Source organism: Streptomyces sp. NPDC091280, from assembly GCF_044768565.1.
GTDB lineage: Bacteria > Actinomycetota > Actinomycetes > Streptomycetales > Streptomycetaceae > Streptomyces.
In genome coordinates, this window is the sequence record NZ_JBIVUZ010000001.1 from 1,219,454 (window position 1) to 1,243,449 (window position 23,996).

The 23,996-nt window shown below is 71.3% G+C and carries 24 protein-coding genes and 1 riboswitch; of the genes, 11 read left to right on the plus strand and 13 right to left on the minus strand.

Annotation, left to right across the window (positions count from 1 at the left end):
* Window positions 1-112: 112 nt before the first annotated feature.
* Complete coding sequence (locus ACIQPR_RS05635; protein ID WP_403642302.1) at window positions 113-2,170, plus strand: HelD family protein; 2,058 nt, start codon at window positions 113-115, stop codon at window positions 2,168-2,170.
* A gap of 13 nt (window positions 2,171-2,183) precedes the next feature.
* Here the strand turns inward: ACIQPR_RS05635 and ACIQPR_RS05640 are convergent, their stop codons facing one another.
* The gene (locus tag ACIQPR_RS05640) at window positions 2,184-2,876 is read right to left on the minus strand and encodes a copper homeostasis protein CutC (RefSeq protein ID WP_403642305.1); all 693 of its coding nucleotides are present in this window, start codon (window positions 2,874-2,876) and stop codon (window positions 2,184-2,186) included.
* A 247-nt stretch (window positions 2,877-3,123) separates the two neighbouring features.
* Here ACIQPR_RS05640 and ACIQPR_RS05645 point away from each other — a divergent pair, with 247 nt between their 5' ends.
* Window positions 3,124-3,786, plus strand: a complete 663-nt coding sequence (locus ACIQPR_RS05645) for a hypothetical protein (protein ID WP_403642307.1) — start codon at window positions 3,124-3,126, stop codon at window positions 3,784-3,786.
* Window positions 3,787-3,832: 46 nt separating this feature from the next.
* Window positions 3,833-4,900 carry a GNAT family N-acetyltransferase gene (locus tag ACIQPR_RS05650; RefSeq protein WP_403642310.1) on the plus strand — a complete coding sequence of 356 codons (1,068 nt, stop codon included), beginning with the start codon at window positions 3,833-3,835 and terminating at the stop codon, window positions 4,898-4,900.
* Between the two features lie 13 nt (window positions 4,901-4,913).
* Here ACIQPR_RS05650 and ACIQPR_RS05655 read toward each other — a convergent pair whose 3' ends face one another.
* Complete coding sequence (locus ACIQPR_RS05655; RefSeq protein WP_403642313.1) at window positions 4,914-5,180, minus strand: DUF4031 domain-containing protein; 267 nt, start codon at window positions 5,178-5,180, stop codon at window positions 4,914-4,916.
* On the minus strand, window positions 5,177-5,551 hold the full coding sequence (locus ACIQPR_RS05660; protein ID WP_403642315.1) for a hypothetical protein: 375 nt from the start codon (window positions 5,549-5,551) through the stop codon (window positions 5,177-5,179). The genes ACIQPR_RS05655 and ACIQPR_RS05660 overlap by 4 nt, the downstream gene beginning before the upstream one ends.
* Window positions 5,552-5,606: 55 nt before the next feature.
* Here ACIQPR_RS05660 and ACIQPR_RS05665 point away from each other — a divergent pair, with 55 nt between their 5' ends.
* From ACIQPR_RS05665 to ACIQPR_RS05690, 6 genes are all read left to right on the plus strand, one after another.
* On the plus strand, window positions 5,607-6,518 hold the full coding sequence (locus ACIQPR_RS05665) for a MurR/RpiR family transcriptional regulator (protein WP_403642318.1): 912 nt from the start codon (window positions 5,607-5,609) through the stop codon (window positions 6,516-6,518).
* 53 nt (window positions 6,519-6,571) lie between these two features.
* Window positions 6,572-7,507 (plus strand): N-acetylmuramic acid 6-phosphate etherase, encoded by a 936-nt coding sequence (murQ, locus tag ACIQPR_RS05670; protein ID WP_403642320.1) that lies wholly within the window; start codon window positions 6,572-6,574, stop codon window positions 7,505-7,507.
* Window positions 7,508-7,523: 16 nt separating this feature from the next.
* A complete protein-coding gene (locus ACIQPR_RS05675) occupies window positions 7,524-8,912 on the plus strand; it encodes a PTS transporter subunit EIIC (protein ID WP_403642323.1) in 1,389 nt (462 codons plus the stop codon).
* Window positions 8,913-8,978: 66 nt separating this feature from the next.
* Complete coding sequence (locus tag ACIQPR_RS05680) at window positions 8,979-9,863, plus strand: hypothetical protein (protein WP_403642326.1); 885 nt, start codon at window positions 8,979-8,981, stop codon at window positions 9,861-9,863.
* A 217-nt stretch (window positions 9,864-10,080) separates the two neighbouring features.
* Window positions 10,081-10,647: a hypothetical protein gene (locus ACIQPR_RS05685; RefSeq protein WP_403642329.1), complete on the plus strand. Its 567-nt coding sequence runs from the start codon at window positions 10,081-10,083 to the stop codon at window positions 10,645-10,647.
* Between the two features lie 272 nt (window positions 10,648-10,919).
* Complete coding sequence (locus tag ACIQPR_RS05690) at window positions 10,920-11,447, plus strand: hypothetical protein (protein ID WP_403642331.1); 528 nt, start codon at window positions 10,920-10,922, stop codon at window positions 11,445-11,447.
* On the opposite strand, the gene ACIQPR_RS05695 is transcribed toward ACIQPR_RS05690, so the two are convergent.
* The 7 genes from ACIQPR_RS05695 to thrC form a co-directional block, all read right to left on the minus strand.
* Entirely contained in the window at window positions 11,435-12,331 is an 897-nt protein-coding gene (locus ACIQPR_RS05695) for a metallophosphoesterase family protein (RefSeq protein WP_403642333.1), read from the minus strand. The two genes, ACIQPR_RS05690 and ACIQPR_RS05695, sit on opposite strands and share 13 nt — an antisense overlap.
* Window positions 12,332-12,379: 48 nt before the next feature.
* Window positions 12,380-12,985 carry a GNAT family N-acetyltransferase gene (locus tag ACIQPR_RS05700; RefSeq protein WP_403642336.1) on the minus strand — a complete coding sequence of 202 codons (606 nt, stop codon included), beginning with the start codon at window positions 12,983-12,985 and terminating at the stop codon, window positions 12,380-12,382.
* Between the two features lie 62 nt (window positions 12,986-13,047).
* Window positions 13,048-14,178: an NADH:flavin oxidoreductase gene (locus tag ACIQPR_RS05705; protein ID WP_403642339.1), complete on the minus strand. Its 1,131-nt coding sequence runs from the start codon at window positions 14,176-14,178 to the stop codon at window positions 13,048-13,050.
* A 214-nt stretch (window positions 14,179-14,392) separates the two neighbouring features.
* Window positions 14,393-16,015 carry a chaperonin GroEL gene (gene groL, locus ACIQPR_RS05710; RefSeq protein ID WP_403642341.1) on the minus strand — a complete coding sequence of 541 codons (1,623 nt, stop codon included), beginning with the start codon at window positions 16,013-16,015 and terminating at the stop codon, window positions 14,393-14,395.
* 324 nt (window positions 16,016-16,339) lie between these two features.
* Entirely contained in the window at window positions 16,340-16,546 is a 207-nt protein-coding gene (locus tag ACIQPR_RS05715; protein WP_007493268.1) for a cold-shock protein, read from the minus strand.
* 431 nt (window positions 16,547-16,977) lie between these two features.
* Window positions 16,978-17,253 (minus strand): MoaD/ThiS family protein, encoded by a 276-nt coding sequence (locus tag ACIQPR_RS05720; protein ID WP_403642344.1) that lies wholly within the window; start codon window positions 17,251-17,253, stop codon window positions 16,978-16,980.
* Window positions 17,250-18,563, minus strand: coding sequence for a threonine synthase (gene thrC, locus ACIQPR_RS05725; protein ID WP_403642347.1), 1,314 nt, complete (start codon window positions 18,561-18,563; stop codon window positions 17,250-17,252). Before thrC ends, ACIQPR_RS05720 begins: the two co-directional genes overlap by 4 nt.
* Window positions 18,564-18,578: 15 nt before the next feature.
* Window positions 18,579-18,733, minus strand: a riboswitch (SAM riboswitch).
* Between the two features lie 143 nt (window positions 18,734-18,876).
* Here thrC and ACIQPR_RS05730 point away from each other — a divergent pair.
* Together ACIQPR_RS05730 and ACIQPR_RS05735 are read left to right on the plus strand one after the other, a co-directional pair.
* Entirely contained in the window at window positions 18,877-19,821 is a 945-nt protein-coding gene (locus ACIQPR_RS05730; protein ID WP_403642350.1) for a glucosyl-3-phosphoglycerate synthase, read from the plus strand.
* Between the two features lie 52 nt (window positions 19,822-19,873).
* Window positions 19,874-21,376 carry a trehalose-6-phosphate synthase gene (locus tag ACIQPR_RS05735; RefSeq protein ID WP_403642352.1) on the plus strand — a complete coding sequence of 501 codons (1,503 nt, stop codon included), beginning with the start codon at window positions 19,874-19,876 and terminating at the stop codon, window positions 21,374-21,376.
* Here ACIQPR_RS05735 and otsB read toward each other — a convergent pair.
* The 3 genes from otsB to ACIQPR_RS05750 all read right to left on the minus strand — a co-directional run bounded on the left by otsB (window position 21,364) and on the right by ACIQPR_RS05750 (window position 23,896).
* Window positions 21,364-22,245, minus strand: coding sequence for a trehalose-phosphatase (gene otsB / locus ACIQPR_RS05740; protein WP_403642355.1), 882 nt, complete (start codon window positions 22,243-22,245; stop codon window positions 21,364-21,366). The two genes, ACIQPR_RS05735 and otsB, sit on opposite strands and share 13 nt — an antisense overlap.
* A 74-nt stretch (window positions 22,246-22,319) precedes the next feature.
* Window positions 22,320-22,571 carry a DUF3263 domain-containing protein gene (locus tag ACIQPR_RS05745; RefSeq protein WP_381243906.1) on the minus strand — a complete coding sequence of 84 codons (252 nt, stop codon included), beginning with the start codon at window positions 22,569-22,571 and terminating at the stop codon, window positions 22,320-22,322.
* A 77-nt stretch (window positions 22,572-22,648) separates the two neighbouring features.
* On the minus strand, window positions 22,649-23,896 hold the full coding sequence (locus tag ACIQPR_RS05750) for an extracellular solute-binding protein (protein ID WP_403642358.1): 1,248 nt from the start codon (window positions 23,894-23,896) through the stop codon (window positions 22,649-22,651).
* Window positions 23,897-23,996: the final 100 nt, after the last annotated feature.

Here is a 23,996-nt window from a genome sequence, read left to right on the forward strand (position 1 = left end):
ACCTAGAATCTCCGCTCTTGCCCGCCTCCCCGCAGGGAGTGCCGCCGCCCGGACGGAAACCGGTCGGCACCACCCGCCCAGCAGCCACAGCAGGTCCTCCGGAGGCACCCCCTTGTCCACGCCCACCGACGATCCCCTCGCCCGCGAACGCACCCACCTCGCCTCCTCCCGTTCCGCCCTGCGCGCGATGCGCGAGGACGTCGAGTCCCTGGACATCAAGGACGTCACGGCGAACTGGGTCAACGCCGAGGTGCTGGCCCGCCAGATCGACGAGCGCATCAAGGCGCTGGCCGACCTCAGCGACACCCCGCTGTTCTTCGGCCGCCTCACCTACCTGCACGCTCCCGGCGCCGAGCGGGCGGAGGGCGCGGAGGGCGAGCGGTTCTACATCGGGCGCCGGCATGTGCACGACGGCGACGGCGACCCGATGGTGATCGACTGGCGGGCGCCGGTCTCGCAGCCGTTCTACCGGGCCTCGAAGAAGGACCCGCAGGACGTCTCGCTGCGCCGCCGCTTCGGATACACGGGCGGCGACCTCACGGCGTACGAGGACGAGCACCTGATGGACCCGGCCGAGGCCGCCACCACCAGCAAGCTGCTCCAGCAGGAGATCGAACGGCCCCGCGTCGGCCCGATGCGCGACATCGTCGCCACCATCCAGCCCGAGCAGGACGAGATCGTGCGCGGCGGGCTCGGCGGCACGGTGTGCGTGCAGGGCGGTCCCGGCACCGGGAAGACCGCCGTCGGTCTGCACCGGGTCGCCTACCTTCTCTACGCCCACCGCGAGCGGCTGGCCCGCACCGGCACGCTCGTCATCGGGCCGAACCGGTCCTTCCTCCACTACATCGAGCAAGTCCTGCCCGCACTGGGCGAGTTGACGGTCCGCCAGGGCACGGTCGACGACCTGGTCGCCCATGTCGAGGTGCGCGGCACGGACGAGGCACCGGCCGCCGTCGTCAAGGGCGACGCCCGGATGGCGGAGGTCCTGCGCAGGGCCGTCTACTCGCATGTGCGCATCCCGACCGAGCCGGTGATGGTGGTGCGCGGCTCACGCCGCTGGCGGGTACCGGCGTACGAACTCGAAGCCATCGTGCGGGAGTTGCTGGACCGCGACATCCGCTACGGCGCCGCCCGCGAGGCCCTGCCGCAGCGCATCGCGCATGCCGTGCTGGTGCAGATGGAGCGGTCCGGGGAGGCGCCGGACGACCGGGTGCAGGACGCCGTGGCGCGCAACGCGGCGGTGAAGGCGGCCGTGAAGGCGATGTGGCCGCCGGTCGAGCCGGAGAAGCTGGTGCTGCGGCTGCTCACGGACGCGGACTTCCTCGCCGCCCACGCGGACGGGATCCTGGACGAGGACGAGCAGCGGACGATCCTGTGGACGCGGCCCGGATCCGGAAAACGGGCGGTCCGGAGTGTGAAGGCCGCCAAGTGGGCCGCCGCCGACGCCGTGTTGATCGACGAGGCGACCGACATCGTCCAGCGGACGCACTCGCTGGGACATGTGGTGCTCGACGAGGCGCAGGACCTCTCCCCGATGCAGTACCGGGCGGTGGGCCGCCGCTGCACCACCGGTTCCGCGACCGTCCTGGGCGATCTGGCGCAGGGCACCACGCCCTGGGCGACCCGGAGTTGGGACCAGGCGCTGGCGCATCTCGGCAAGTCGGACGGTGTGATCGAGGAGTTGACGGCCGGTTTCCGCGTCCCGACGGACGTCATCACGTACGCCTCCCGGCTGCTCCCCCACATCGCGCCGGGTCTGACTCCGGTCGCCTCGGTGCGTGAGAACCCGGGCTTCTTCGATCTCCGCGAGACGGCCGGGACGGCCGAAGTGGTCGCGGCCTGCGAGGAGTTGCTGCGCAACGAGGGGTCGACGGGCCTGATCGCGGCGGACGCCCGCGTCCCCGAGCTGGCCGAGGCCCTGACGGCGGCGGGCATCGGGTACATCGACCCCGGTGAGGAGACGACCGCGGACACGCGTCTGACCCTGGTCCCGGCCTCGCTCGCGAAGGGCCTGGAGTACGACTACGTGGTCCTCGACGAGCCGCGGGCCGTGGTGGACGGCGAACCGGACGAACGCACCGGCCTGCGCCGTCTGTACGTCGCCCTGACCCGGGCGGTGTCGGGTCTGATCGTGACGCACACGGCGCCGCTGCCGACCCAACTCGCCTGAGGGCGAGGGCCGTTCAGGCGCCGTCGAGCACGGCCCGCCACTCCGCCACCGCGGTCGCCGACACCGGCCGGTCCCAGCCTTCGGGGCGGGCGGCGCCGCCGATGTGGAAGGCGTCGATCCCGGCGGCGCGCAGGGTCGGGACATGGTCGAGGCGCAGGCCGCCGCCGACCAGGATGCGCTGCTCGTAGCCCGGTTCGCCGCGCAGGGCCGCCTCGCGGAGGAGTGCGGGGAGGCCGTCGTCGACGCCGTCGGGCGAACCGGCGGTGAGGTAGGTGTCGAGGCCGGGCAGGTCGGCGAGCTGTTTGCGCAGGGCGTCGCGGTCGGCGGCGCGGTCGATCGCGCGGTGGAACGTCCAGGCGCAGCCGTCGAGTTCGGCTACGACGCGTTCCACCGCGTCCAGGTCGACGCCGCCGTCCGGGGCGAGGAACCCGAGCACGAACTGGTCGGCGCCGGCGGTCCGCAGCTCGCCGGCGACCCGTACCAGCCGGTGCGGGTCGCCCGCGGCGAACCCGTCCGCGAGGCGGATCATCACGCGCAGGTCGATGTCGACGGCGGCGCGGATCGCGGCGAAGGTCTCGACCGGTGGGGTCAGTCCGTCGGCCGCGATGTCGGTGACCACTTCGAGGCGGTCCGCGCCTCCGGCCTGGGCGGCGATCGCGTCCTCGGCGCCGAGGGCGATCACCTCCAGGACTGCACGCGTGCTCATAGGGCCCCTTCCGTCGTGTTCCGTCGTGTTCCCTGGAGCGGCTACAGGTCTAGTCCAATCTCAGGGTACGCGGGCGGGCCGGGGGCCGCGAGATCGCCCCCGCGAACAGCGAACGCGTCGTAGAGAAGCTGTCGGCTGTTCTGACGGGTCACAGGAGTGAGAGGGGTTAGAACGGACCCCGGCTTCTCGCGCCCCTGGGTTCCCGGGCACGGGCACCGGCCGCGCGCGGGGGAGCAAAATAAGGCCCATGGCCGATCTCGACGCCCTTCGCACCCGCTGGACCCGCGCTCTCGAAGGAGTCCGGGCACCCGGCGGCGGACCCGACCCGCTGCCGTACGCCGAGAATCTCCTCGCGCGCTGGCAGGAGCCGCAGCGGCACTACCACACACTCACGCACCTCACGGCGGTCCTGGACCACATCGACGTGCTGGCGGAGTACGCCGCCGACCCGGACGTCGTACGGCTGGCGGCCTGGTTCCACGACGCGGTCTATCTCCCCGACCGTTCCGAGAACGAGGAGCGGTCGGCGCGGCTGGCCGAGCGGGCGCTGCGCGAGGCCGGGGTCCCGGAGGCGAGGACGGCCGAGGTCGCCCGTCTGGTGCGCCTCACCGTCACCCACGCCCCCGCCGCCGACGACCGCGACGGCACGGTCCTGTGCGACGCGGACCTCGCGATCCTGGCCGCGCCGCCGTCCGCGTACGCCGCGTACACGGCCGCCGTCCGCGAGGAGTACCACTTCGTCCCCAACGACGCCTTCAGGGAGGGCCGTTCGGCGATTCTGCGGCAACTCCTCGCCCTGCCGCACCTGTTCAGAACGCCGTACGGGCGGGCGGAGTGGGAGGCGACGGCACGCTACAACCTGACCGGGGAACTGGCCCTGCTGGGCTCGGCGGACCCGAGCGCCGGGTGAGAAAAGCGTGCGGGCGGGCGCGGTCGCGGCCCGTATGCTCCCCGGCATGGGGACCACAGGCGCACCACAGGTGGAAGAGGCCGTAGCGAGCTGTCTCGCGCTGCTGGGCACGGCGACGGACCGGGACTGGGACGGTGTACGGGCCGACCGCCTGGAGTGGAGCTGCCGCCGCACCGCCGAGCACATCGCCGGTGATCTCATCACGTACGCGGGCCAGTTGGCCGGCCGCGCCCAGCACAGCTACCTCCCCTTCGAGCTCGCCCTCGACGAAGGCACCGACAACTCCGGTGTCCTGGAGGTGATCGGGGCGACCGGCGCCCTGCTCGCCGCCGCCGTCCGCACCACCGCGCGCGAGGTGCGGGCCTTCCACCCGTACCCGTTCCGCAGCGCCAACCGCGAGGGCTTCGCCGCGATGGGCATCGCCGAAGTGCTCCTGCACACGCAGGACATCGCCCGCGCCCTGGGACTGGACCACCAACCGGCCCGCGGACTGGCCGAGTTCGTCCTCACCCGGATCTTCCCGCACGTCCGCCCCGGCGCCGACCCCTGGCGCACCCTGCTGTGGGCGACCGGCCGCGGCGAACTCCCCGGCCGGGCGACCGTCACCGAGTGGCGCTGGCACAACAACCTCGTCCTGCCCACCGAGCGCCTCACCCTGGAGGGCGTCCACCCGGCAGCCGCCGCCGACCTGGCCGCCGGCGGCGACGGCGGCTTCGAGTGGATCCCCGGCGGCCCCTTCCAGGGCACCCGGGAGGCCGCGACCTTCATGACGAAGGCGTACCAAGCGGGCCTGCACCGCCCGGAGTTCGGAGTCTTCGCGCTGGTCCGCCGCGAGGACGGGCGCGCGGTCGGCGGCATGGGCTTCCACAGCACACCCGACGCGGCGGGCCGTACCGAGGTCGGCTACGACCTGGTGGAGGGCGCGCGCGGCCAGGGCTACGCGACGGAGGCGCTGCGCGCCCTGACCGGCTGGGCGCTGGCCCGGGACGACGTACGGACCGTCCTCGCGACCGTCGAACGCGACAACCACGCCTCCCGGGCGGTGGTCTCCCGCGTGGGCTTCAAGCAGGTGGGCGAGGACCTCGACGAGCTGTCCTACGAACTGGGCGGGTGAGCGGACGACCCGGCTACGCCGCACGCCCCTTGGGCCTGCGCAGCCCCGCCGCCGTCAGCAGCCGCACCAGCTCCCGGCTCCTGACCTCCACCGCCCCGGCGGCCACGGCGTCCGCGTGACGATGCGAAGGGATGTCGTAGTGATCCCGCTCGAAGGCCCGCCGCGGCACGCCCAACTCGGCCGCGAACACATGGAGTTCGTCGTAGGACACATCGCTGACGAGGTGGGACCAGAGGCGCCCGTGTCCCGGCCAGGTCGGTGGGTCGATGTACACGGTCACAGGGAACCCAGGTTTCCCACCGCGGCGACCTTCACGCCCGCCTGGTGGCACACCCAGTGCGGGTCGGGTCCCAGCTCCGGTTCGACCTCCAGGGCGTGCGGGTCACCGGCCGAGCAGACCGGGCAGAGCGGCCAGCGGCCGTACGCCTCCAGCAGCGCGTCCTGCACGTCCTGCGCGACCAGGCCGGCCACGTAGTCGACGCCGTCCGGCCACTGCTCCACCCACCACCGCCGCTGCGCGACGGACTCCTCGACCATCGACACCACGTCCGCCGCGACGACCTCACGGGCGGCCAGATCGGCGAGCACGAGCGCACGCGCGGCGTGCAGGGCCTGCTCCAGGGGAGTGACGGGGTCGTCGGTGGGTTCCATGCACCCATTGTGCGCACTCTTGACCGCCACCCGGATCCGAAAATATCTTTCAAGGGTGACCCAGGACGTGAAGGAAATTTTCGGCGGCGGTTCCGGGAGCACGCCACCCGCCGCCCTGGCCGCCAAGGTGCGCACCCTCGCCCCGTCCATGACCCGCTCCATGCAGCGGGTCGCCGAGACCGTCGCCGCCGACCCGGCCGGCTGCGCGGCCCTCACCGTCACCAACCTCGCCGAACTCACCGGCACCAGCGAGGCCACCGTCGTCCGCACCGCCCGCCTCCTCGGCTACCCCGGCTACCGCGATCTGCGCCTGGCCCTCGCCGGGCTCGCCGCGCAGCAGCAGTCCGGCCGGGCACCCGCCCTCACCACCGACATCGCGGTCGACGACCCGATCGCCGACGTCGTCGCGAAACTCGCCTACGACGAGCAACAGACCCTCGCCGACACGGCCGCCGGCCTCGACACCGCGCAGCTCGGCGCGGCCGTCACCGCGCTCGCCGGGGCCCGCCGCAGCGACGTCTACGGCGTCGGGGCGTCCGGGCTCGTCGCCCAGGACCTCACCCAGAAGCTGCTCCGCATCGGGCTCATAGCCCACGCCCACAGCGACCCGCACCTCGCCGTCACCAACGCCGTGCAGCTCAGGGCCGGGGACGTGGCGATCGCGATCACCCACTCCGGGTCCACCGGGGACGTCATCGAGCCGCTGCGCGTGGCCTTCGAGCGCGGGGCCACGACCGTGGCGATCACCGGGCGGCCGGACGGGCCGGTGACGCAGTACGCCGATCACATCCTCACGACGTCCACGGCCCGGGAGAGTGAGCTTCGGCCCGCGGCGATGTCGTCGCGGACGAGTCAGCTGCTGGTGGTGGACTGTTTGTTCATCGGGGTGGCGCAGCGGACGTACGAGCAGGCCGCGCCCGCGCTGTCGGCGTCCTACGAGGCGCTGGCGCACCGACACCGCAGGTAGGCCGGCAGAACGCGCACGGCATCACATCGCACACCCGAAAGAGCCGCTCATCCATGACCTCCACGTCCAACCCCCGTGATCTCCGCGCCGAGTTGGAGACCCTCACCACCGAAGCCTTCCGCCCCGAACTCGCCGAGATCGACCAACTGCCCACCCTCGCCATCGCCCGCCTCATGAACGCCGAGGACGCCACCGTCGCCGCCGCCGTGGCCCGCCGCCTCCCGGAGATCTCCGCCGCGATCGACGCCGTGGCCGAACGGATGGGCCGGGGCGGGCGGCTGGTCTACATGGGGGCCGGTACCGCCGGACGGCTCGGTGTGCTGGACGCCTCCGAGTGTCCGCCGACGTTCAACACGGCGCCCTCGCGGGTGGTCGGGCTGATCGCGGGCGGGCCCGCCGCCATGGTGACCTCGGTGGAGGGCGCGGAGGACTCACGGGAATCGGCGGTGGCCGATCTCGACGCGCTCGCGCCGACCGCCGACGACACGGTGGTCGGGATCTCCGCCTCCGGCCGCACCCCGTACGCCATCGCCGCCGTCGAGCACGCGCGCGGCCTCGGCGCGCTGACGATCGGCCTGTCCTGCAACGAGCACAGCGCGCTGGCGGCAGCCGCCGAGCACGGCATCGAGGTCGTCGTAGGACCCGAACTCCTCACCGGATCAACACGGTTGAAGGCGGGCACGGCCCAGAAGCTGGTCCTCAACATGCTGTCCACGATCACGATGATCCGGCTGGGGAAGACCTACGGAAACCTCATGGTCGACGTCCGCGCCTCCAACGAGAAGCTGCGCGCCCGCTCCCGCCGTATCGTCGCGCTCGCGACCGGCGCGGACGAACCGGAGATCGAGCGGGCCCTCGCGGCCACGGACGGCGAGGTGAAGAACGCGATCCTGGTGGTCCTCGCCGGGGTCGACGGCCCGACGGCCGCCCGCCTTCTGGAGGAGTCCGGGGGCCGCTTGCGCGCGGCACTGACCACCGCGACCGGCTGACCAGCACGCTCAGGGGGTGGATACCGACACTCCGTACGACCTCGCGTCCGCGCTCCTCCCCCTGGTGGGCGGCCCCGCGAACATCACCTCCGTGGCCCACTGCATGACCCGCCTACGACTCGGCCTGGCCGACCGCTCCCGGGTGGACGAGGACGGGCTGCGCGCACTGCCCGCCGTGCTCGGGATCGTGGACGACGACACGTACCAGATCGTGCTGGGGCCGGGGGTGGTGGCCCGAGTGACCCCGGAGTTCGAGCAGTTGGTGAGCGATGGCCGTGAACTGGCCCTACGAGGCGCGGAGTTGAAGGAGAGCCGACAGGCACGCAACGCGACCCCCGCCAGACTCCTCCTCCGCCGGATCGCGAACATCTTCCTCCCGCTCATCCCCGCCCTGGTCGGCTGCGGTGTCCTGGCGGGCCTCAACGGCCTCCTGATCAACATCGGATGGCTGCCGGGCCTGACCCCGGCCCTCACCGCCGTCGCCTCCGCGTTCCTCGCCCTCATCGCGGTCTTCGTCGGCCACAACACGGCGAAGGAGTTCGGCGGGACGCCGGTGCTCGGCGGGGCGGTCGCGGCGGTCGTCGTGTACCCCGGGGTGGCGAAGGTGACGGCGTTCGGGATCGCCCTCTCCCCCGGCCAGGGCGGAGTGCTGGGCGCGCTGGCCGCCGCGGTCCTCGGCACGTACGTCGAGAAATGGTGCCGCACCTGGGTCCCCGCGACCCTCGACGTCCTGGTCACCCCCACCCTGACGGTCCTGGTCGCAGGCCTGGCGACGCTCTACGGCCTCATGTACGCGGCCGGCGAGATCTCCACGGCGATCGGCACGGCGGCCAACTGGCTCCTGACGACCACGGGCCCGTTCGCCGGCCTGATCCTCGGCGGCCTCTTCCTCCCCCTGGTGATGCTGGGCCTCCACCAGGCCCTCATCCCCATCCACACCACGCTCATCCAACAGCAGGGCTACACCGTCCTGTTGCCCGTCCTCGCGATGGCGGGCGCGGGCCAGGTCGGCGCGGCGGTGGCGGTCTACTTCCGCCTGCGCCACGACACCTCGCTCCGCACCACCATCAAGTCCGCCCTCCCCGCAGGCCTGTTGGGCATCGGCGAACCCCTCGTCTACGGCGTCTCGCTCCCCCTCGGCCGCCCGTTCCTGACCGCGTGCGCGGGCGGGGCGGCGGGCGGCGCGTTCGTCGGCTTCTTCGCGACACTGGGCGACAAGGTGGGCGCGACGGCGATCGGCCCCTCCGGCTGGGCCCTGTTCCCCCTGCTGGCGGGCAACAGGGGGCTGGGGACGACGGCGGCGATCTATGGGGGCGGGTTGCTTACGGGGTACGTGGTCGGGTTCGCGGCGACCTGTGCGGTGGGGCTGCGCGGGGTGACGGCCGGCGCCGCGTCCCGGGAGTGAACGCGGGGTCCCCCTCCGGCGTCGTAGGTGCGGACATGCGCCGGCACCAACGCCCGAGGGGGCTCCATGAACACGCAAGCGAACCGTCGCGTCGGCCCGCTGCTCGCACCGCTCCTGGGTGTCTGTCTGCTCGCCGGTTGCGGCACCGACCGAAGCGCGGACGACGGGCGGGCCAACGATCAGCCGCCGCGGGCACAGGAGAAGCGCGCCCGTGAAGTGGCCGACGCCTGGCACGGATCCGCAGCCGCCACCGCCTGGAGCAAGGGCTACTACCCGATGGCCGACCCGACCCGGCCCCCGGAATCGGGCTGGCACAGCGACGCGGACAAGCGGGCCTACGAGACCGGGAACATCGTCCGGCGCGGCAGGCTGCCGACCACCGGGATCACACGGGGGAAGGTGAAGTGGCGCAGCGGAAGCACCCTGACCCGTCCGCTGGTGGAGCCGAACACGGCGTATCAGTCGTTCGCCCACCACAACAGCGCGGGACCCCGGCTCACCGTGACGGGAGTGAAGCTCGGCGAGACCACGATCACCACGAGCCGGGGAACGGCGACTGTGCCCGCCTGGCTGTTCACACTTGAGGGCTACGACACTCCGCTCGAACAGGTCGCCGTCACCCCGTCGAGCCTGCCCGGGCCGCCGGTCGGACGAGCCGGGCGAGGATCCGCCGACGGCCTCTGGAGCGTCCCGCGGCTCGCCCGGACGGCGCCGGACGGCCGCGCCCTCACCGTGCGGGCGACCCACGGCGCCTGCGACGACGGCCCCGTCGTCAACGTCCTGGAGACCGACGAGAGCATCGTGCTGTACGCCACCGTCACGGGAGCGCGAAGCGGCCCCTGCACCGCCCAGACAATCGAACAGGACGTGCGGGTGGAGCTGCGGCAGCCGCTCGCCGACCGCGTCGTCCTGGACGCCCTCACCGCCCGGCCGGTGCCGTACCGAAGCTGAGGGAGCCGAGCCTCACGGTTCCGCACCCGCGCCCGCAGCACCTCCTCCCGCGCGACGGGCGCCGTCGACTCCGGTGGGCAGTCCCACACCGGAGTCCGTCGCCGAGCGGGCGAACATCCGACCGCCTCCTATCCTTGGGGAAGCCAGGTCGAGCTTCCCGAGCCGCTCGGTTTCGCCCTCGACACCGAAGAACTCAAGGACTACGCAGACTGACACCATGAACCACGCCCAGCAGACCGCCCTAGGCCGCGCCCTCCGGCTCCTCGGTGAGCACGGTGAGGCACTCACGTCCGACACCCCCGACGCCAAGCTCCACGAGGTCAAGGCCGACCTCAGGCGCGCCCTGGACCTGCTGGACGACACGGTCAGCGGTGGCCCGCCCACCACCCGCTGCGCCGAGCATCCCAACGGCCCGGTCGACGCCGACGCCCCCGACCTGTGCCTGCTCTGCGAGACCCGGCGCCGCGCGGCCCGCCGGTCCGAGTTCAACGGGCCCGCCGCGCCCCGGCCCGCCGACACCACGCCGTCCCGCTACGGCGTGCGCGAGGACCGGCCGCGGGCGCAGCAGCGCTGGCTGCCGGAGGCCTGGAACGGCCAGGTGTGGCAGCTCTGCGGCACCCCGCGCCGGGACCGCCACGAGGCCGAGCTGTATCTGAACGCCCAGCGGCGCGGTTCGCGGCCCGCGATGGCCTACCGCCTGGTGCACGAGTTCACGGACTACGAGGTGCTGCGGGTGTGGGGCACGCCCGTGCACGTGGACATCGAACCGCTGGGGAATCTGTAGCGCACTGCGCGCACCGTGTGCACCGCGCGCGCAAAAACGAAGTCCCCGTCCCGCACTGTGCGGGACGGGGACTTCGTGTCGGAGCGCCGGGCAGGCCTTGCACCTGCATCTCCCCGCAGGAAGCGGGACGTCTTTCCTTGGACCACCAACGCAGCGCCTGCCGACCGGAGTTACCGTGGCGGGCTCAAGATCGATCATAGCCCGAGGAAGCCCCGTACGCCAAAATCGAGGACTCGTGTGCGGCCGGATCCGATGTGACGGAAGATCCACGTATGACTCAACATCAAAGCGACAGAACGCCGGGAGCGGGCGCCGCCGACGCATACCTGGCGGGACTCCGTGAACGGCTCATATCCGACGGCACGGTGGTGACCGCGACCACCTGGCGGGAGCTCCCGGTGACGATCGGCAGCAGATCGGACCGCAAGGCGCGGTGGTTCGGCACGAAGGCGGAGCTGTTCGTCTACGCCACGGCGGTCCCCGAAGTCGACCAGGAGCTGCTGGCCGCGTACACCGGGTGGGCGCTGGACTACACGAAGAACCTGCGGACCGGGCTGTCGAGCGCCCGCAACGCGGCGCTGATCCTGCCGGCCCTGGTCACCGCCAACGCCCAGCCGGCCGCGCGGACATGGGCGGCCAAGGACGGCCGGCTGCTCGGCAGGTCCCTGATCGGGCGGCCCATCACGGTCGAGACGTCGGGCACGGGAGTCACCCGGGTCACCATGTACCGGGGCGGCAGCATGTACGGCGGGATGTTCACGCGGCACGTCCTGGAGAAGGCCGCGCTCTACTTCCCCTGAGCCGCGGGCGCGTGCCGTTCGATGATCGACCGGGTCTGCTCCGCGTCCAGCTGGTACACGGTCTCGTGCGCACGGGGGTCCCGCGCGTGGAAGGTGTGGAACATCGGCCCGGTCTCCCCGCCCAGTTCCACCAGCGAGGCCGAGGCCCCGCGCACGGCCCGCTCCGTGCCGTAGGGCGTGGTCAGGTCGATGCGGTTGACGATCCCCGGCGTGACCCACACGGGCGTGGCCTCCAGGAAGCCGAAGAGCTGGAGGTGGTAGTGCCCGGTGAGGACGGCCCGTACGTCGCCGCCCCGGATCGCGTCCGCCAGTTCCCGGGGATTGCGCAACCCGAAGGCCTGTTGGGACGGCACGTCGAGGGCGAGCGGCGGATGGTGGAAGGCGAGGACGGTCCCGTTCTCGGACGGGGTCCGCAACTCCGTCCGCAGCCAGTCCAGTTGGGCGCGGCCGAGTTCGCCGTAGACCTTTCCCGGCACCAGTGAGTCGAGCGTGATGAACCGGTATCCGTCGACATCGCTCACGGCCGCGCAACCGAACTCCGCGGGAAAGGCGGCGGACACGACCCGGTCCGTGCCGTCCGCGGCCAGGTGTCCGCTCCCCAACACCTTCCCGAACGCCTCGCGTTCGTCGTGGTTGCCGGTCGTGTAGAAGACCGGCGTCCCGCCCAGCCGCCGCGCGAGGTCCCCCACCATCTCCCGGAGGGTCGTATACGCCTCCACCGCACCGTCGTTGGCGAGGTCCCCGGTGACGACGATCGCGTCCACCCGGCGCTGGTGCCGGAGTTCGGCGAGCATCAGCCGCAGCGAGTCCGTGGCGTCGACGCCGTGCCGGTTGGGGGCGTCGGTGCGCTCAAGGTGCGTGTCGGACAGGTGCAGAATCCTCATGTCCCGGCACGCTAGCCCGAGTTGGGAGCCGCCGACAGAGGGCGAGGCTCAACGGCGGGCGGCCGGACGCCACATCGTCGTGACGACCTGGCCGCCGGCGGTGACGATCTCGTCGCGGGCGACGAAACCGACGCTCTCGTACCGCTTGTTGTTGGCCGGGTTGGTCGACTCCAGATAGACCGGGGCCGGCGCGGGCAGCGCGTCGATCCGGGCCAGCCCCTCCCGCACCAGCGCCATGCCCAGCCCCTTGCCCCGGTGGTCGGCGTGCGTACCGAGAATGGTGAGGTAGAAGAACGGCTCGTCGGGATGCGCCGCCTCGAACTGCTCCCCGACCGCCATGATCGCGCGGGCGGTGCCGGCGTCGGCGGCCTCGGCCAGCCGCCCCTCCAGCCCGGCCGCCTCCGCCTCGGTCAGCTCGACCCCGCCCGCCGGGATGAAGATCGCCGCGGCCTCCACGTCCGGCGTCACCAGCGTCCAGGGGTAGCGCAGCGCGGAGCCGGCGTAGACCCGCCACATCACGGCCGCCTGCTCGGCCCGCCTGCCCTCGTCCGGGAAGGCGGGCCCCCAGACGGGGTCATGGAGGAAGGCGCTGGTGAACGTGGCGACGATGGCGTCGAGATCGGCGACCGTGGCCACCCGGCTGAGGGAAGTCATACGATCACCGTACGCACACCCGAAACCCCTGGCGTACCCCCCGCCCGACGGCTGGAACCCGCTCAGCTCAGCGAGCCCAGCGCCGCCGCGTCGTACGGCGCCAGCTCGTCGACCCGGCCCGCGAGGACCTTCGCCGCCCACTCCGGGTCCTGGAGCAGTGCGCGTCCCACCGCGACCATGTCGAACTCGTCGCGCTCCAGGCTGTCGAGGAGGTCGTCGATGCCCTTGAGGGGGGCGCCCTCGCCGCGGAAGCCCTTGATGAAGTCGCCGTCGAGGCCGACCGAGCCGACGGTGATGGTGGGCTTGCCGGTGAGCTTCTTGGTCCAGCCCGCGAGGTTGAGGTCGGAGCCGGTCTCCTCGAACTCGGGGAGCCAGTAACGGCGGGTGGAGGCGTGGAAGACGTCGACGCCCGCCGCGGCGATCGGCGTGAGGATCGCCTCCAGTTCCTCCGGGGTCTCGGCGAGCCGGGCGCCGTAGACGTCCTGCTTCCACTGGGAGAAGCGGAAGATGATCGGGAAGTCCGGGGAGACCGTCTCGCGGACCGCGGCCACGATCTCCGCCGCGAACTTCGTGCGGGCGACCGGGTCGCCGCCGTAGGCGTCGGTGCGGCGGTTGGTGCCCGCGTACAGGAACTGGTCGAGGAGGTAGCCGTGGGCGCCGTGCAGCTCGACGCCGTCGAAACCGATGCGCTCGGCCGCGGCGGCGGCCTCGGCGAAGGCGCCGATGACGTCGTCCAGGTCCCGCTGGGTCATGGCCGTGCCGGTGACCTCGTCGCTGCCGATGCGCAGCCCGGACGGGCCGACCGCGGGGGCGTCGGCGAAGGGCGGCTGGCCCTGCTCGCGGACCATGCCGATGTGCCACAGCTGGGGCACGATCGTGCCGCCCGCCGCGTGCACGCCCTCGGCGACCTTCGCCCAGCCCGCGAGCTGCTCCGCGCCGTGGAAGCGCGGGACGCGGTCGCTCTGCCCGGCCGACTCGTGGCCGACGTAGGTGCCCTCGGTGACGATCAGGCCGACGCCCGCGGCGGCCCGGCGGGAGTAGTACCCGACCACGTCCTCGCCGGGGATGCCGCCCGGGGAGAACTGCCGGGTCATCGGCGCCATCACGATCCGGTTCGGGACGGTCAGGCCGTTGAGGACGATGGGGCGGGCGAGGACTTCGGCCGCTCGGGAGGCGGGGGCGGTCGTAGACACGTGTGAGGGCTCCTCGGACTACCAGGCACGGGGTACCGGACGGTATGTGCGTATGCATTGATCATGCGTCAACAACAACCTCCGGGCCAAGCCCGTCATTCCGGCCGTCCCGCCCCTCGGCCTGTGATCCCGGACACGCCCGAGGGCGGTACCCCCCGCCAGAAGCAGGAAGTACCGCCCTCGGTAAGACCGTTGACCGACCGGAAGGGGTCGATCAGAAGTCCATGTCACCGCCCGGCATGCCGCCGCCGGCCGGGGCCGCGGCCTTCTCCGGCTTGTCGGCGATGACGGCCTCGGTGGTGAGGAAGAGCGCGGCGATGGAGGCGGCGTTCTGCAGAGCGGAACGCGTGACCTTCGCCGGGTCGATGATGCCTTCCTTGACCAGGTCGACGTACTCGCCGGACGCGGCGTTGAGGCCGTGACCCGGGGTGAGGTTGCGGACCTTCTCCACCACGACGCCGCCTTCGAGGCCGGCGTTGACGGCGATCTGCTTCAGCGGGGCCTCAAGGGCCAGCTTCACGATCGCGGCACCGGTGGCCTCGTCGCCGTCGAGCTCCAGCTTCTCGAAGACGTGGCCCGCCTGGATGAGCGCGACGCCGCCACCGGCGACGATGCCCTCCTCGACGGCCGCCTTCGCGTTGCGGACGGCGTCCTCGATGCGGTGCTTGCGCTCCTTGAGCTCGACCTCGGTGGCCGCGCCCGCCTTGATGACGGCGACGCCACCGGCGAGCTTGGCCAGGCGCTCCTGGAGCTTCTCGCGGTCGTAGTCCGAGTCGCTGTTCTCGATCTCGGCGCGGATCTGGTTGACCCGGCCGGCGACCTGGTCGGCGGAGCCGGAGCCGTCGACGATGGTGGTCTCGTCCTTGGTGATGACGACCTTGCGGGCGCGGCCGAGGAGGTCCACGGTCGCGTTCTCCAGCTTGAGGCCGACCTCCTCGGAGATCACCTCGCCGCCCGTGAGGATGGCGATGTCGCCGAGCATGGCCTTGCGGCGGTCGCCGAAGCCCGGAGCCTTGACGGCGACGGACTTGAAGGTGCCGCGGATCTTGTTGACGACCAGCGTGGACAGGGCCTCGCCCTCGACGTCCTCGGCGATGATCAGCAGCGGCTTGCCCGACTGCATGACCTTCTCCAGGAGCGGGAGCAGGTCCTTGACGTTGGCGATCTTGGAGTTCGCGATCAGGATGTACGGGTCGTCGAGGACGGCCTCCATACGCTCCATGTCGGTCGCGAAGTACGCCGAGATGTAGCCCTTGTCGAAGCGCATGCCCTCGGTGAGCTCCAGCTCAAGACCGAAGGTCTGCGACTCCTCGACGGTGATGACGCCTTCCTTGCCGACCTTGTCCATCGCCTCGGCGATGAGCTCGCCGATCTGGGTGTCGGCGGCGGAGATGGAGGCCGTCGAAGCGATCTGCTCCTTGGTCTCCACGTCCTTGGCCTGCTCAAGGAGGGCACCGGAGACGGCCTCGACGGCCTTCTCGATACCGCGCTTGAGGGCCATCGGGTTGGCGCCGGCGGCTACGTTGCGCAGGCCTTCCTTGACGAGGGCCTGGGCGAGGACGGTCGCGGTGGTCGTACCGTCACCGGCGACGTCGTCCGTCTTCTTGGCGACTTCCTTGACCAGCTCGGCGCCGATCTTCTCGTACGGGTCCTCCAGCTCGATCTCCTTGGCGATGGAGACACCATCGTTGGTGATCGTGGGGGCGCCCCACTTCTTCTCAAGGACGACGTTGCGGCCCTTGGGGCCGAGGGTGACCTTGACGGCGTCGGCGAGCTGGTTCATGCCGCGCTCAAGGCCTCGCCGCGCCTCCTCGTCGAACGCGATGATCTTGGCCATGTGAAGTGGTCCTCCCGGACTGGGGTGGATTGCTCCGGACCGCGCTGGCGCCCGCGACGGACGGCTCGCCTGCCCCGTGGCTCCTTGCGCCACCTGGCCTGCGGGCCTCACCGACCCGATCCTTCGTTATCACTCTCACCTTCAGAGTGCTAACGCCAATGATTAGCACTCGGCATGGTCGAGTGCAAGCGGCTCCCGAGTACTGGCACCCCCGACCAGGAGGCTCGCACGCCGAAGGGCCCGTACCCCAGGAGGTGACCCCCCAGGAGTACGAGCCCTTCGGTGAGGAACGAAGAACGTCGCTGCTGTTCGTCGGCGCGTGCTTCAGCCGGTCGCGAGCCGGACCATGTCCGCCTGCGGCCCCTTCTGACCCTGCGAGATCTCGAAATCGACCCGCTGACCCTCTTCCAGGGTGCGGTAGCCGTCCATCTGAATCGCGCTGTAGTGGACGAAAACATCCGCACCACCGTCGACCGCGATGAAGCCGTACCCCTTCTCCGCGTTGAACCATTTGACGGTGCCCTGAGCCATGCCTAACTCCCCTATTACTGGCCCTTGCACGGATCCGCACTTCGCGGATCCGGGTCAGACCTCACCCCCCACAGGATTGGGGGCGTGCGCCGGAACGCGTCGACCGCGGCCGAATGTATCCGTCCAACTGCCGTCTGCAACAGGTCAATCCGACGAGAATTCCGGGCAGGACCGGTCGGGAATTTACGGAGAATTCGTCCGACTTCAGGGCAAGTCGGGCCCGATAAAGGGCACATAAGGCGCAAAAGAGCCACACACTTTGGCTACTTCTCGTCGCACAAGGAGCCGGTACTCATATGCGTTCGGCATGCGGGATGGAGCGCGTTCCCCAACTGTACCGTGCTCAACCATAGAGAATTGCCCCCTCCGCTTCTCTCGCGGAAGAGGCAATTCGATGAACACTCGGTAATCTACGTTACCGAGGGTAACGATCAACCCCCGGCAACGGCCGGAATGATCGAGACGCCGGCCCCGTCCGGAGTCGCCGTCTCCAGCCCCTGCTCGAACCGCACATCGTCGTCGTTGACGTAGACGTTGACGAACCGGCGCAGCTTGCCCTGGTCGTCCAGGACGCGGGCGGCGATGCCGGTGTGGTTCTTCTCCAGGTCGCCGATGACCTCGGCGAGGGTGGCGCCCTCGGCGGCGACCTCGGCCCTGCCGCCGGTGTAGGTGCGCAGGATGGTGGGGATGCGGACGGTCACGCTCATGCGAGGCCAGCCTCTCGGAAGGAGTCCAGGTTCGGGCGGATGGTCGCGGTGAGGCCGGTGTCGGCGACCGCGTCCAGGGTCTTGAGGCCGTCGCCGGTGTTCAGCACGACCGTGGTGAGCGTCGGGTCCAGCAGGCCGTTGTCGATCAGCTTCTTCGTCACGCCCACGGTCACCCCGCCCGCCGTCTCGGCGAAGATGCCCTCGGTGCGGGCCAGCAGCCTGATCGCCTCGACGATCTGCTCGTCGTCCACGTCCTCCACCGCACCGCCCGTGCGCCGGGCGATGTCGAGGACGTAGGGCCCGTCCGCCGGGTTGCCGATGGCGAGGGACTTGGCGATGGTGTTCGGCTTCTGCGGGCGGACCACGTCGTGCCCGGCCTTGTAGGCCACGGACACCGGCGAGCAGCCCTCCGCCTGGGCGCCGAAGATCTTGTACGGCTTGTCCTCGACGAGCCCCAGCTTGATCAGTTCCTGGAGGCCCTTGTCGATCTTCGTGAGCTGCGAGCCGGAGGCGATCGGCACGACCAGCTGGTCCGGGAGCCGCCAGCCGAGCTGCTCGCAGATCTCGTACGCCAGGGTCTTGGAGCCCTCCGCGTAGTACGGCCGCAGGTTGACGTTGACGAAGCCCCAGCCCTCGCCGGCCGGGTCGCCGATCAGCTCGGAGCAGAAGCGGTTCACGTCGTCGTAGTTGCCCTCGATGCCGACCAGCTCGCCGCCGTAGACCGCGGCCATGACGACCTTGCCCTGCTCCAGGTCGTGCGGGATGAACACGCAGGAGCGGAAGCCGGCCCGGGCGGCGGCGGCGCCGACGGCGCCCGCGAGGTTGCCGGTGGAGGAGCAGGAGAGGGTGGTGAAGTCGAAGGCGCGGGCCGCCTCGATGGCCTGCGCGACGACACGGTCCTTGAAGGAGTGGGTCGGGTTGCCGGAGTCGTCCTTGACGAACAGCTTGCCGGCGTCGACGCCCAGTGCGCGGGCGAGGTTGTCGGCCTGGACGAGCTTGGTCCAGCCGGGGTTGATGTTCGGCTTGGTCGCCACGTCGGCGGGGACGGGCAGGAGGGACGCGTAGCGCCAGATGTTCGCGGGGCCCGCTTCGATCCGCTTGCGGAGCTCTTCGGTGTCGTAGCCCGAGAAGTCGTAGGCGATCTCCAGCGGGCCGAAACACTCCTCGCAGGCGAAGACCGGGCCGAGCGGGACGCGGTGGCCGCATTCGCGGCAGGAGAGCGCGGTGGCGGGGCCGAGATCGACGGCGTTCGCGGAGCCGGTGTCAGTGTTCGCGGTGTTCGTGGTGCTTGCGACAGTCTGCGCAGCCATGGAGGCGAGGCCCTTTCCTCATCTTCCTCACGACGCGTTTCGCCGTGAGACGGATTTGGCACCTTCCCGAGCCGGGAGCCTCGGCACATGTACGTGTACATGCGACAAGACCGGCTGGAGGGTTGCCGGGGCTTCAACGGGCCGTATCCCTCTGCCCCTCTGGATGAGCGGTGTTCAGTTGTGTATGCAATTGTCTCGCCGACGGCCTCGGACATGTAATGGTCATCAGCGTTGTTCAAGACTGTAACCGAAGGCCAGGACAGTTGAGTGAGCCGTCCGAACCGCGAGATGGAACGCAGAGGAGCCGCGCAACGTGCTGAAGGAAGTCGAGCACTGGCTGAGCACCCGCTCCTGGTCCCTGACCGACCGGCCGCTCCACAAGATCCTGGCCGCGAAGCACCGCACGGGCCAGTCGGTCTCCGTCGTGCTGCCCGCGCTGAACGAGGAGGCGACGGTCGGCGAGATCGTCGCCGTCATCCGGCACGACCTCATGCAGCAGGTCCCCCTCGTCGACGAGATCGTCGTCGTCGACTCCGGGTCCACCGACCGCACCTCCGAGGTGGCCGCCGCGGCGGGCGCCCGGGTGGTGCACCGCGACGACATCCTGCCCCGCATCCCCGCCGTGCCCGGCAAGGGCGAGGTGCTGTGGCGCTCCCTGCTGGTGACGAGCGGGGACATCGTCTGCTTCGTCGACGCGGACCTGAAGGAGTTCTCCTCCGACTTCGTCACCGGCATCGTGGGCCCGCTGCTCACCGACCCGGGCGTCGACCTCGTCAAGGCGATGTACGACCGCCCGCTCGCCGGCGCGGCCGGACAGGGCGGCCGGGTCACCGAGCTGATGGCCCGCCCGCTGCTGAACATGCACTGGCCCCAACTGGCCGGATTCGTCCAGCCGTTGGGCGGTGAGTACGCGGCCCGCCGCTCGCTGCTGGAGCAGCTGCCGTTCCCCGTCGGCTACGGCGTAGAACTGGGCATGCTCGTCGACGCGCTGCACCTGGTGGGCCTGGACGCGCTCGCGCAGGTCGACGTCGGTGTGCGCAAGCACCGGCACCAGGACGGGCAGGCGCTGGGGCGGATGGCCGCGCAGATCTACCGCACGGCCCAGCTCCGGCTGGCCCGCGGGCATCTCGTCCGGCCCTCCCTGACCCAGTTCGAGCGGGGTCCGGACGGTTTCGAGCCGCGCACGTACTCCGTGGACACGGAGGAACGGCCGCCGATGGCGGACATCGCCGAGTACCAGTCCCGCAAGGTGGCGTAACCCGCCCCGTCCGCACGTTTGAGCGTTTCCGGGCCGGGCTAGGTTGTGCCGTATGGCTTCTACGTCAGCTACGTCAGCTACGTCGGCCGCGAAGGCCCAGGTGCTCGTCGCGTCCAACCGCGGCCCGGTCTCCTACGAGGTCGGCGACGACGGTGCGCTGCGCGCCAGGCGCGGCGGCGGCGGGCTGGTGTCCGGGCTGTCGGCGATCGGCCCGGACGCGGACGCCCTGTGGGTGTGCTCGGCGCTGTCCGACGGCGACCGCGAGGCGGTACGGCGCGCGGTCGGCGAGGACGGCGTACGGATGCTGGACATCCCCGCGGACGTGCACAGCGACGCGTACAACGGCATCGCCAACTCCGTGCTGTGGTTCGTCCACCACATGCTCTACCAGACCCCGCTGGAGCCGGTCTTCGACGCGGAGTTCCGGCGCCAGTGGGCGTCGTACGAGACGTACAACCGGGCGTTCGCGACGGCGCTGGCGGAGGAGGCCGCCGAGGGGGCAGCGGTGCTGGTGCAGGACTACCACCTGTGCCTGGTGCCGGGGATGCTGCGGGAACTGCGGCCGGATCTGCGGATCGGCCACTTCTCGCACACGCCGTGGGCGCCGGTGGAGTACTTCGGGATGCTGCCCGACGACATCCAGGTACGGCTCATGGAGGGCCTGCTCGGCGCGGACCGGGTGGGATTCCTGACCTGGCCGTGGGCGACGGCGTTCCAGAACTGCGTGCAGGGGCTCGATCCCTACCGGTGGCTCCCCTTGTGGCCGACGGGTTCTCCCCGGGCGGTCGAGCATGTGCGGCGCGATCCGGACACCGGGCGCGAGCGGATCACCCGGAAGACGTTCATCGGCGTCCACAGCCTCGGTGCCGACGCCGACTTCCTGCGCGTCCGCTCGCACGAGCCGGACGTCGAGGAGCGGATGGCCGCGCTGCGCGAGGAGATCGGCGAGGGCCGCAGGACGATCGTCCGGGTGGACCGGACCGAGCTGTCGAAGAACATCGTGCGCGGCCTGCTGGCGTACCGGCAACTGCTCGACGACCACCCCGAGTGGCGGGAACGGGTCGTGCACGTGGCCTTCGCCTACCCGTCCCGGCAGGACCTCGCCGTGTACCGGGACTACACGGCCGAGGTGCGACGGCTCGCGAAGGAGATCAACTCCCTTTACGGGAAGCCTGGTTGGACCCCGGTCGTCCTGCACGTCAAGGACGACTTCGCCCGCTCCCTGGCCGCGTACCGCCTCGCCGACGTCGTCCTCGTCAATCCCATCCGCGACGGTATGAACCTGGTCGCCAAGGAGGTCCCGGTCGTCTCCGACGAGGGCTGCGCGCTGGTCCTGTCCCGCGAGGCGGGCGCCTTCCAGGAACTCGGCAAGGACGCGATCCCCGTCAACCCGTACGACGTCGTCGCCACGGCCGACGCCCTCCACGAGGCCCTGACGATGCCGGACGAGGAACGCGCCGGGCGGACGAAGCGGCTGGCCGCGGCGGCCACGGCGCTGCCGCCGGCCCAGTGGTTCCTGGACCAGCTGAACGCCCTGCGGGATCAGCCGAGTTGAGCCGCGAGCGCGGACAGCAGGGCCACGACTCCCGCCGCGCCGTCCACCACCAGGTCCGCGCGTTCGCGTAGTTCCGCGACCTCGTCGTTGCCGCTGCACACCAGCAGGCCGGGGACGCCGTCGGAGCGGAGCTTCTCCACCGCGGCGAAGGCGGGCAGGTCGCCCAGGTCGTCGCCCGCGTAAAGGACGGACTCGGCGCCGGTCTCGCGCAGGTACTCGGTGAGCGCCACGCCCTTGTCCATGCCGGGCGGGCGCAACTCCAGGACCATACGGCCCGGTTCGACGATCAGGCCGTGGCGGGCGGCGAAGTCGGTGAGGGGGCCGCGCAGCGCCTCGAACGCGGCCTGGGGGTCGTCGGCGCGGCGGGTGTGGACGGCGAGGGCGCGGCCCTTCTCCTCGATCCAGGTGCCCTGCCAGGCGCCGATACGGTCCAGGAAGCCCGGGAGTTCGGCGCGGACCGCGGCGACGCCGGGGTGCGGGGCGGGGGCGCTGACCGTGGCACTCACCGCGTCCCAGCGCTCCGTGCCGTAGTGGCCGAGGACGACCAGGTGTTCCAGGCCGGGTACGCCCGCGAAGCCGCCGTTGCGGACCGCCACTCCGGCCGGGCGGCCGGTGACCACGGCGACGGCGGCGACCTTCGGCGCGAGGGCGGCCAGCGCGGGCACCGCGCCCGGGTGCGCGCGGGCCTGCTCGGGGTCGGCGACGATCGGGGCGAGCGTGCCGTCGAAGTCGAGCCCGACCACCGCGGCGGCCGGTTTCGCCAGGATCGCTTCGAGGCCCTCGCGTCCGGCGCGGGTGACGGGGGTCGGCAGTGCGGGCGGGGGAGCTGCGGGGTCGTGGTGTCCGGTGGAGTCCTCAGGGCTGCCCATGCCTCGACCCTATCCGGGCCGGGCCGACCGCACCCCTCGCCCGGTCGGCCAGGGGTCTGCCGTCGGCCGGGTCCTCACCGCTCCGAGCGCCGTGTCTCACGGACCCGTCTCAGCCGGTTCACCGTCACCGGGTCGTGGGCTAGCGCCCGCTCGTCGTCCAGCAGGGCGTTGAGCAGCTGGTAGTAGCGCACGGGGGCCAGGCCCAGTTCCTCGCGTATCGCGCGCTCCTTCGCGCCGGGGCCCGGGAAGCCGCGGCGCTCCAGCGCGAGGATGTCCTGTTCCCTCCGGTGCAGGGGAGGGAGACGCGAGGGGCGGTCCTTGTCCATGTTCCGCACGGTAGCGCCCGCCACTGACAACGGCCCCGCCTCCCTCTGACCGGTCCCCTGCTTCCCGTTGCTTCCCGCTACTTCCCGCTCTCCGCGAGCGTGGCCGCCGCCTGCAGCTGGCCCAGTACCGCGCCGGGGCTGCCGTGCGCGGCGACCGCCTGCCCTATGCGCTGCTTGATGTCGGCGCTGACCGTGGCCCAGGAGGTGTTGCCGACCGGGTAGAGCGTGGAGAGGGGGAGTTCTTCCAGGAACGGGCGCAAGGCCCGGTCCTGCCGCGACGCCTCCATCACCTTCGACGCGGAGTTGGTCACCGGCAGCAGGTCGTACTCGCGGGAGAAGGCGAGGACGTTCTTCTCGCTGTAGACGTAGTCGAGGAAGTCGCCGATCTGGTCGCGGTGGCCGTTCTGCTTGAAGGCGGTCATCCAGTCGGCGACGCCCATCGTGGTCTTGGCCCTGCCGGTGCGTCCGGGCATCGCGACCGTGCCGAAGCTGACGCCCTTCTTCGCCGCCTGCTGGATGAGCGTCGGGTGTCCGTTGAGCATGCCTACGTCACCGTTCGCGAACGCGGCGAACGCGTCCGCGCGATTCAGCTCGGCGGGGGCGACGGGCCCGGTCAGCCCCTTGGCGACGAGGTTGTCGCGCAGCCAGGTGAAGGTGGAGATGTTCTCCGTGGAGTCGAGGGTGTAGGTGCTGCCGAGGTCGTCGGTGTAGCCGCCGCCTCCGCCGAGCAGCCACTGCATGGTCTCGGCCTGCGCCTCCTCGGAGCCGAGCGGCAGCGCGAACGGGTACTTCACGCCCCGGTCCTTCAGCGCCCGCGCGTCCGCCGCCAGCTCGCTCCAGTCCTTGGGCGGGGTCAGGCCGGCCTTGGCGAAGAGGGTCTTGTTGTAGAAGAGGACGCGCGTGGACGCGGCGAACGGCATGCCGTACTGGACCTGGTTCACCTGCCCCGCGTCCGCGAGCGGCTCCAGGAAGTCCGCTTCCACGGGGATGGAGAGCAGGTCGGCGGTGGAGTACAGCCTGCCCTCGGTGGCGTAGTCGGCGTACGCCCCGATCTGCGCCATGTCGGGGGCCTTGCCCGCGTCGACCATCGCCTTGACCTTGGCGTCGACCTCGTTCCACGAGTACACGCTGACGTCGACCCGCACACCGGGGTGCTTGGCCTCGTACGCCGTGACGAGCCCGTCCCAGTACTTCCGCGAACTGTTGGACGCGGAGTCGCCGTAGTCCGCGGCGACGAGCCTGAGGGTGACGTCGCCGGAGCCGCCGCCGAGGCCGCAGCCGCCGAGGACCGCCGTCATGCCCAGTACGGACGTCGCCGCGATCATTCCTGTCCTGCGCCGCTGCACTACGACTCCCCAACCTTTGCTGTCGTGACGTTCGCTCCGCGAACCCATAAGGTCTACACCACGTGAGTGGACTAGACCT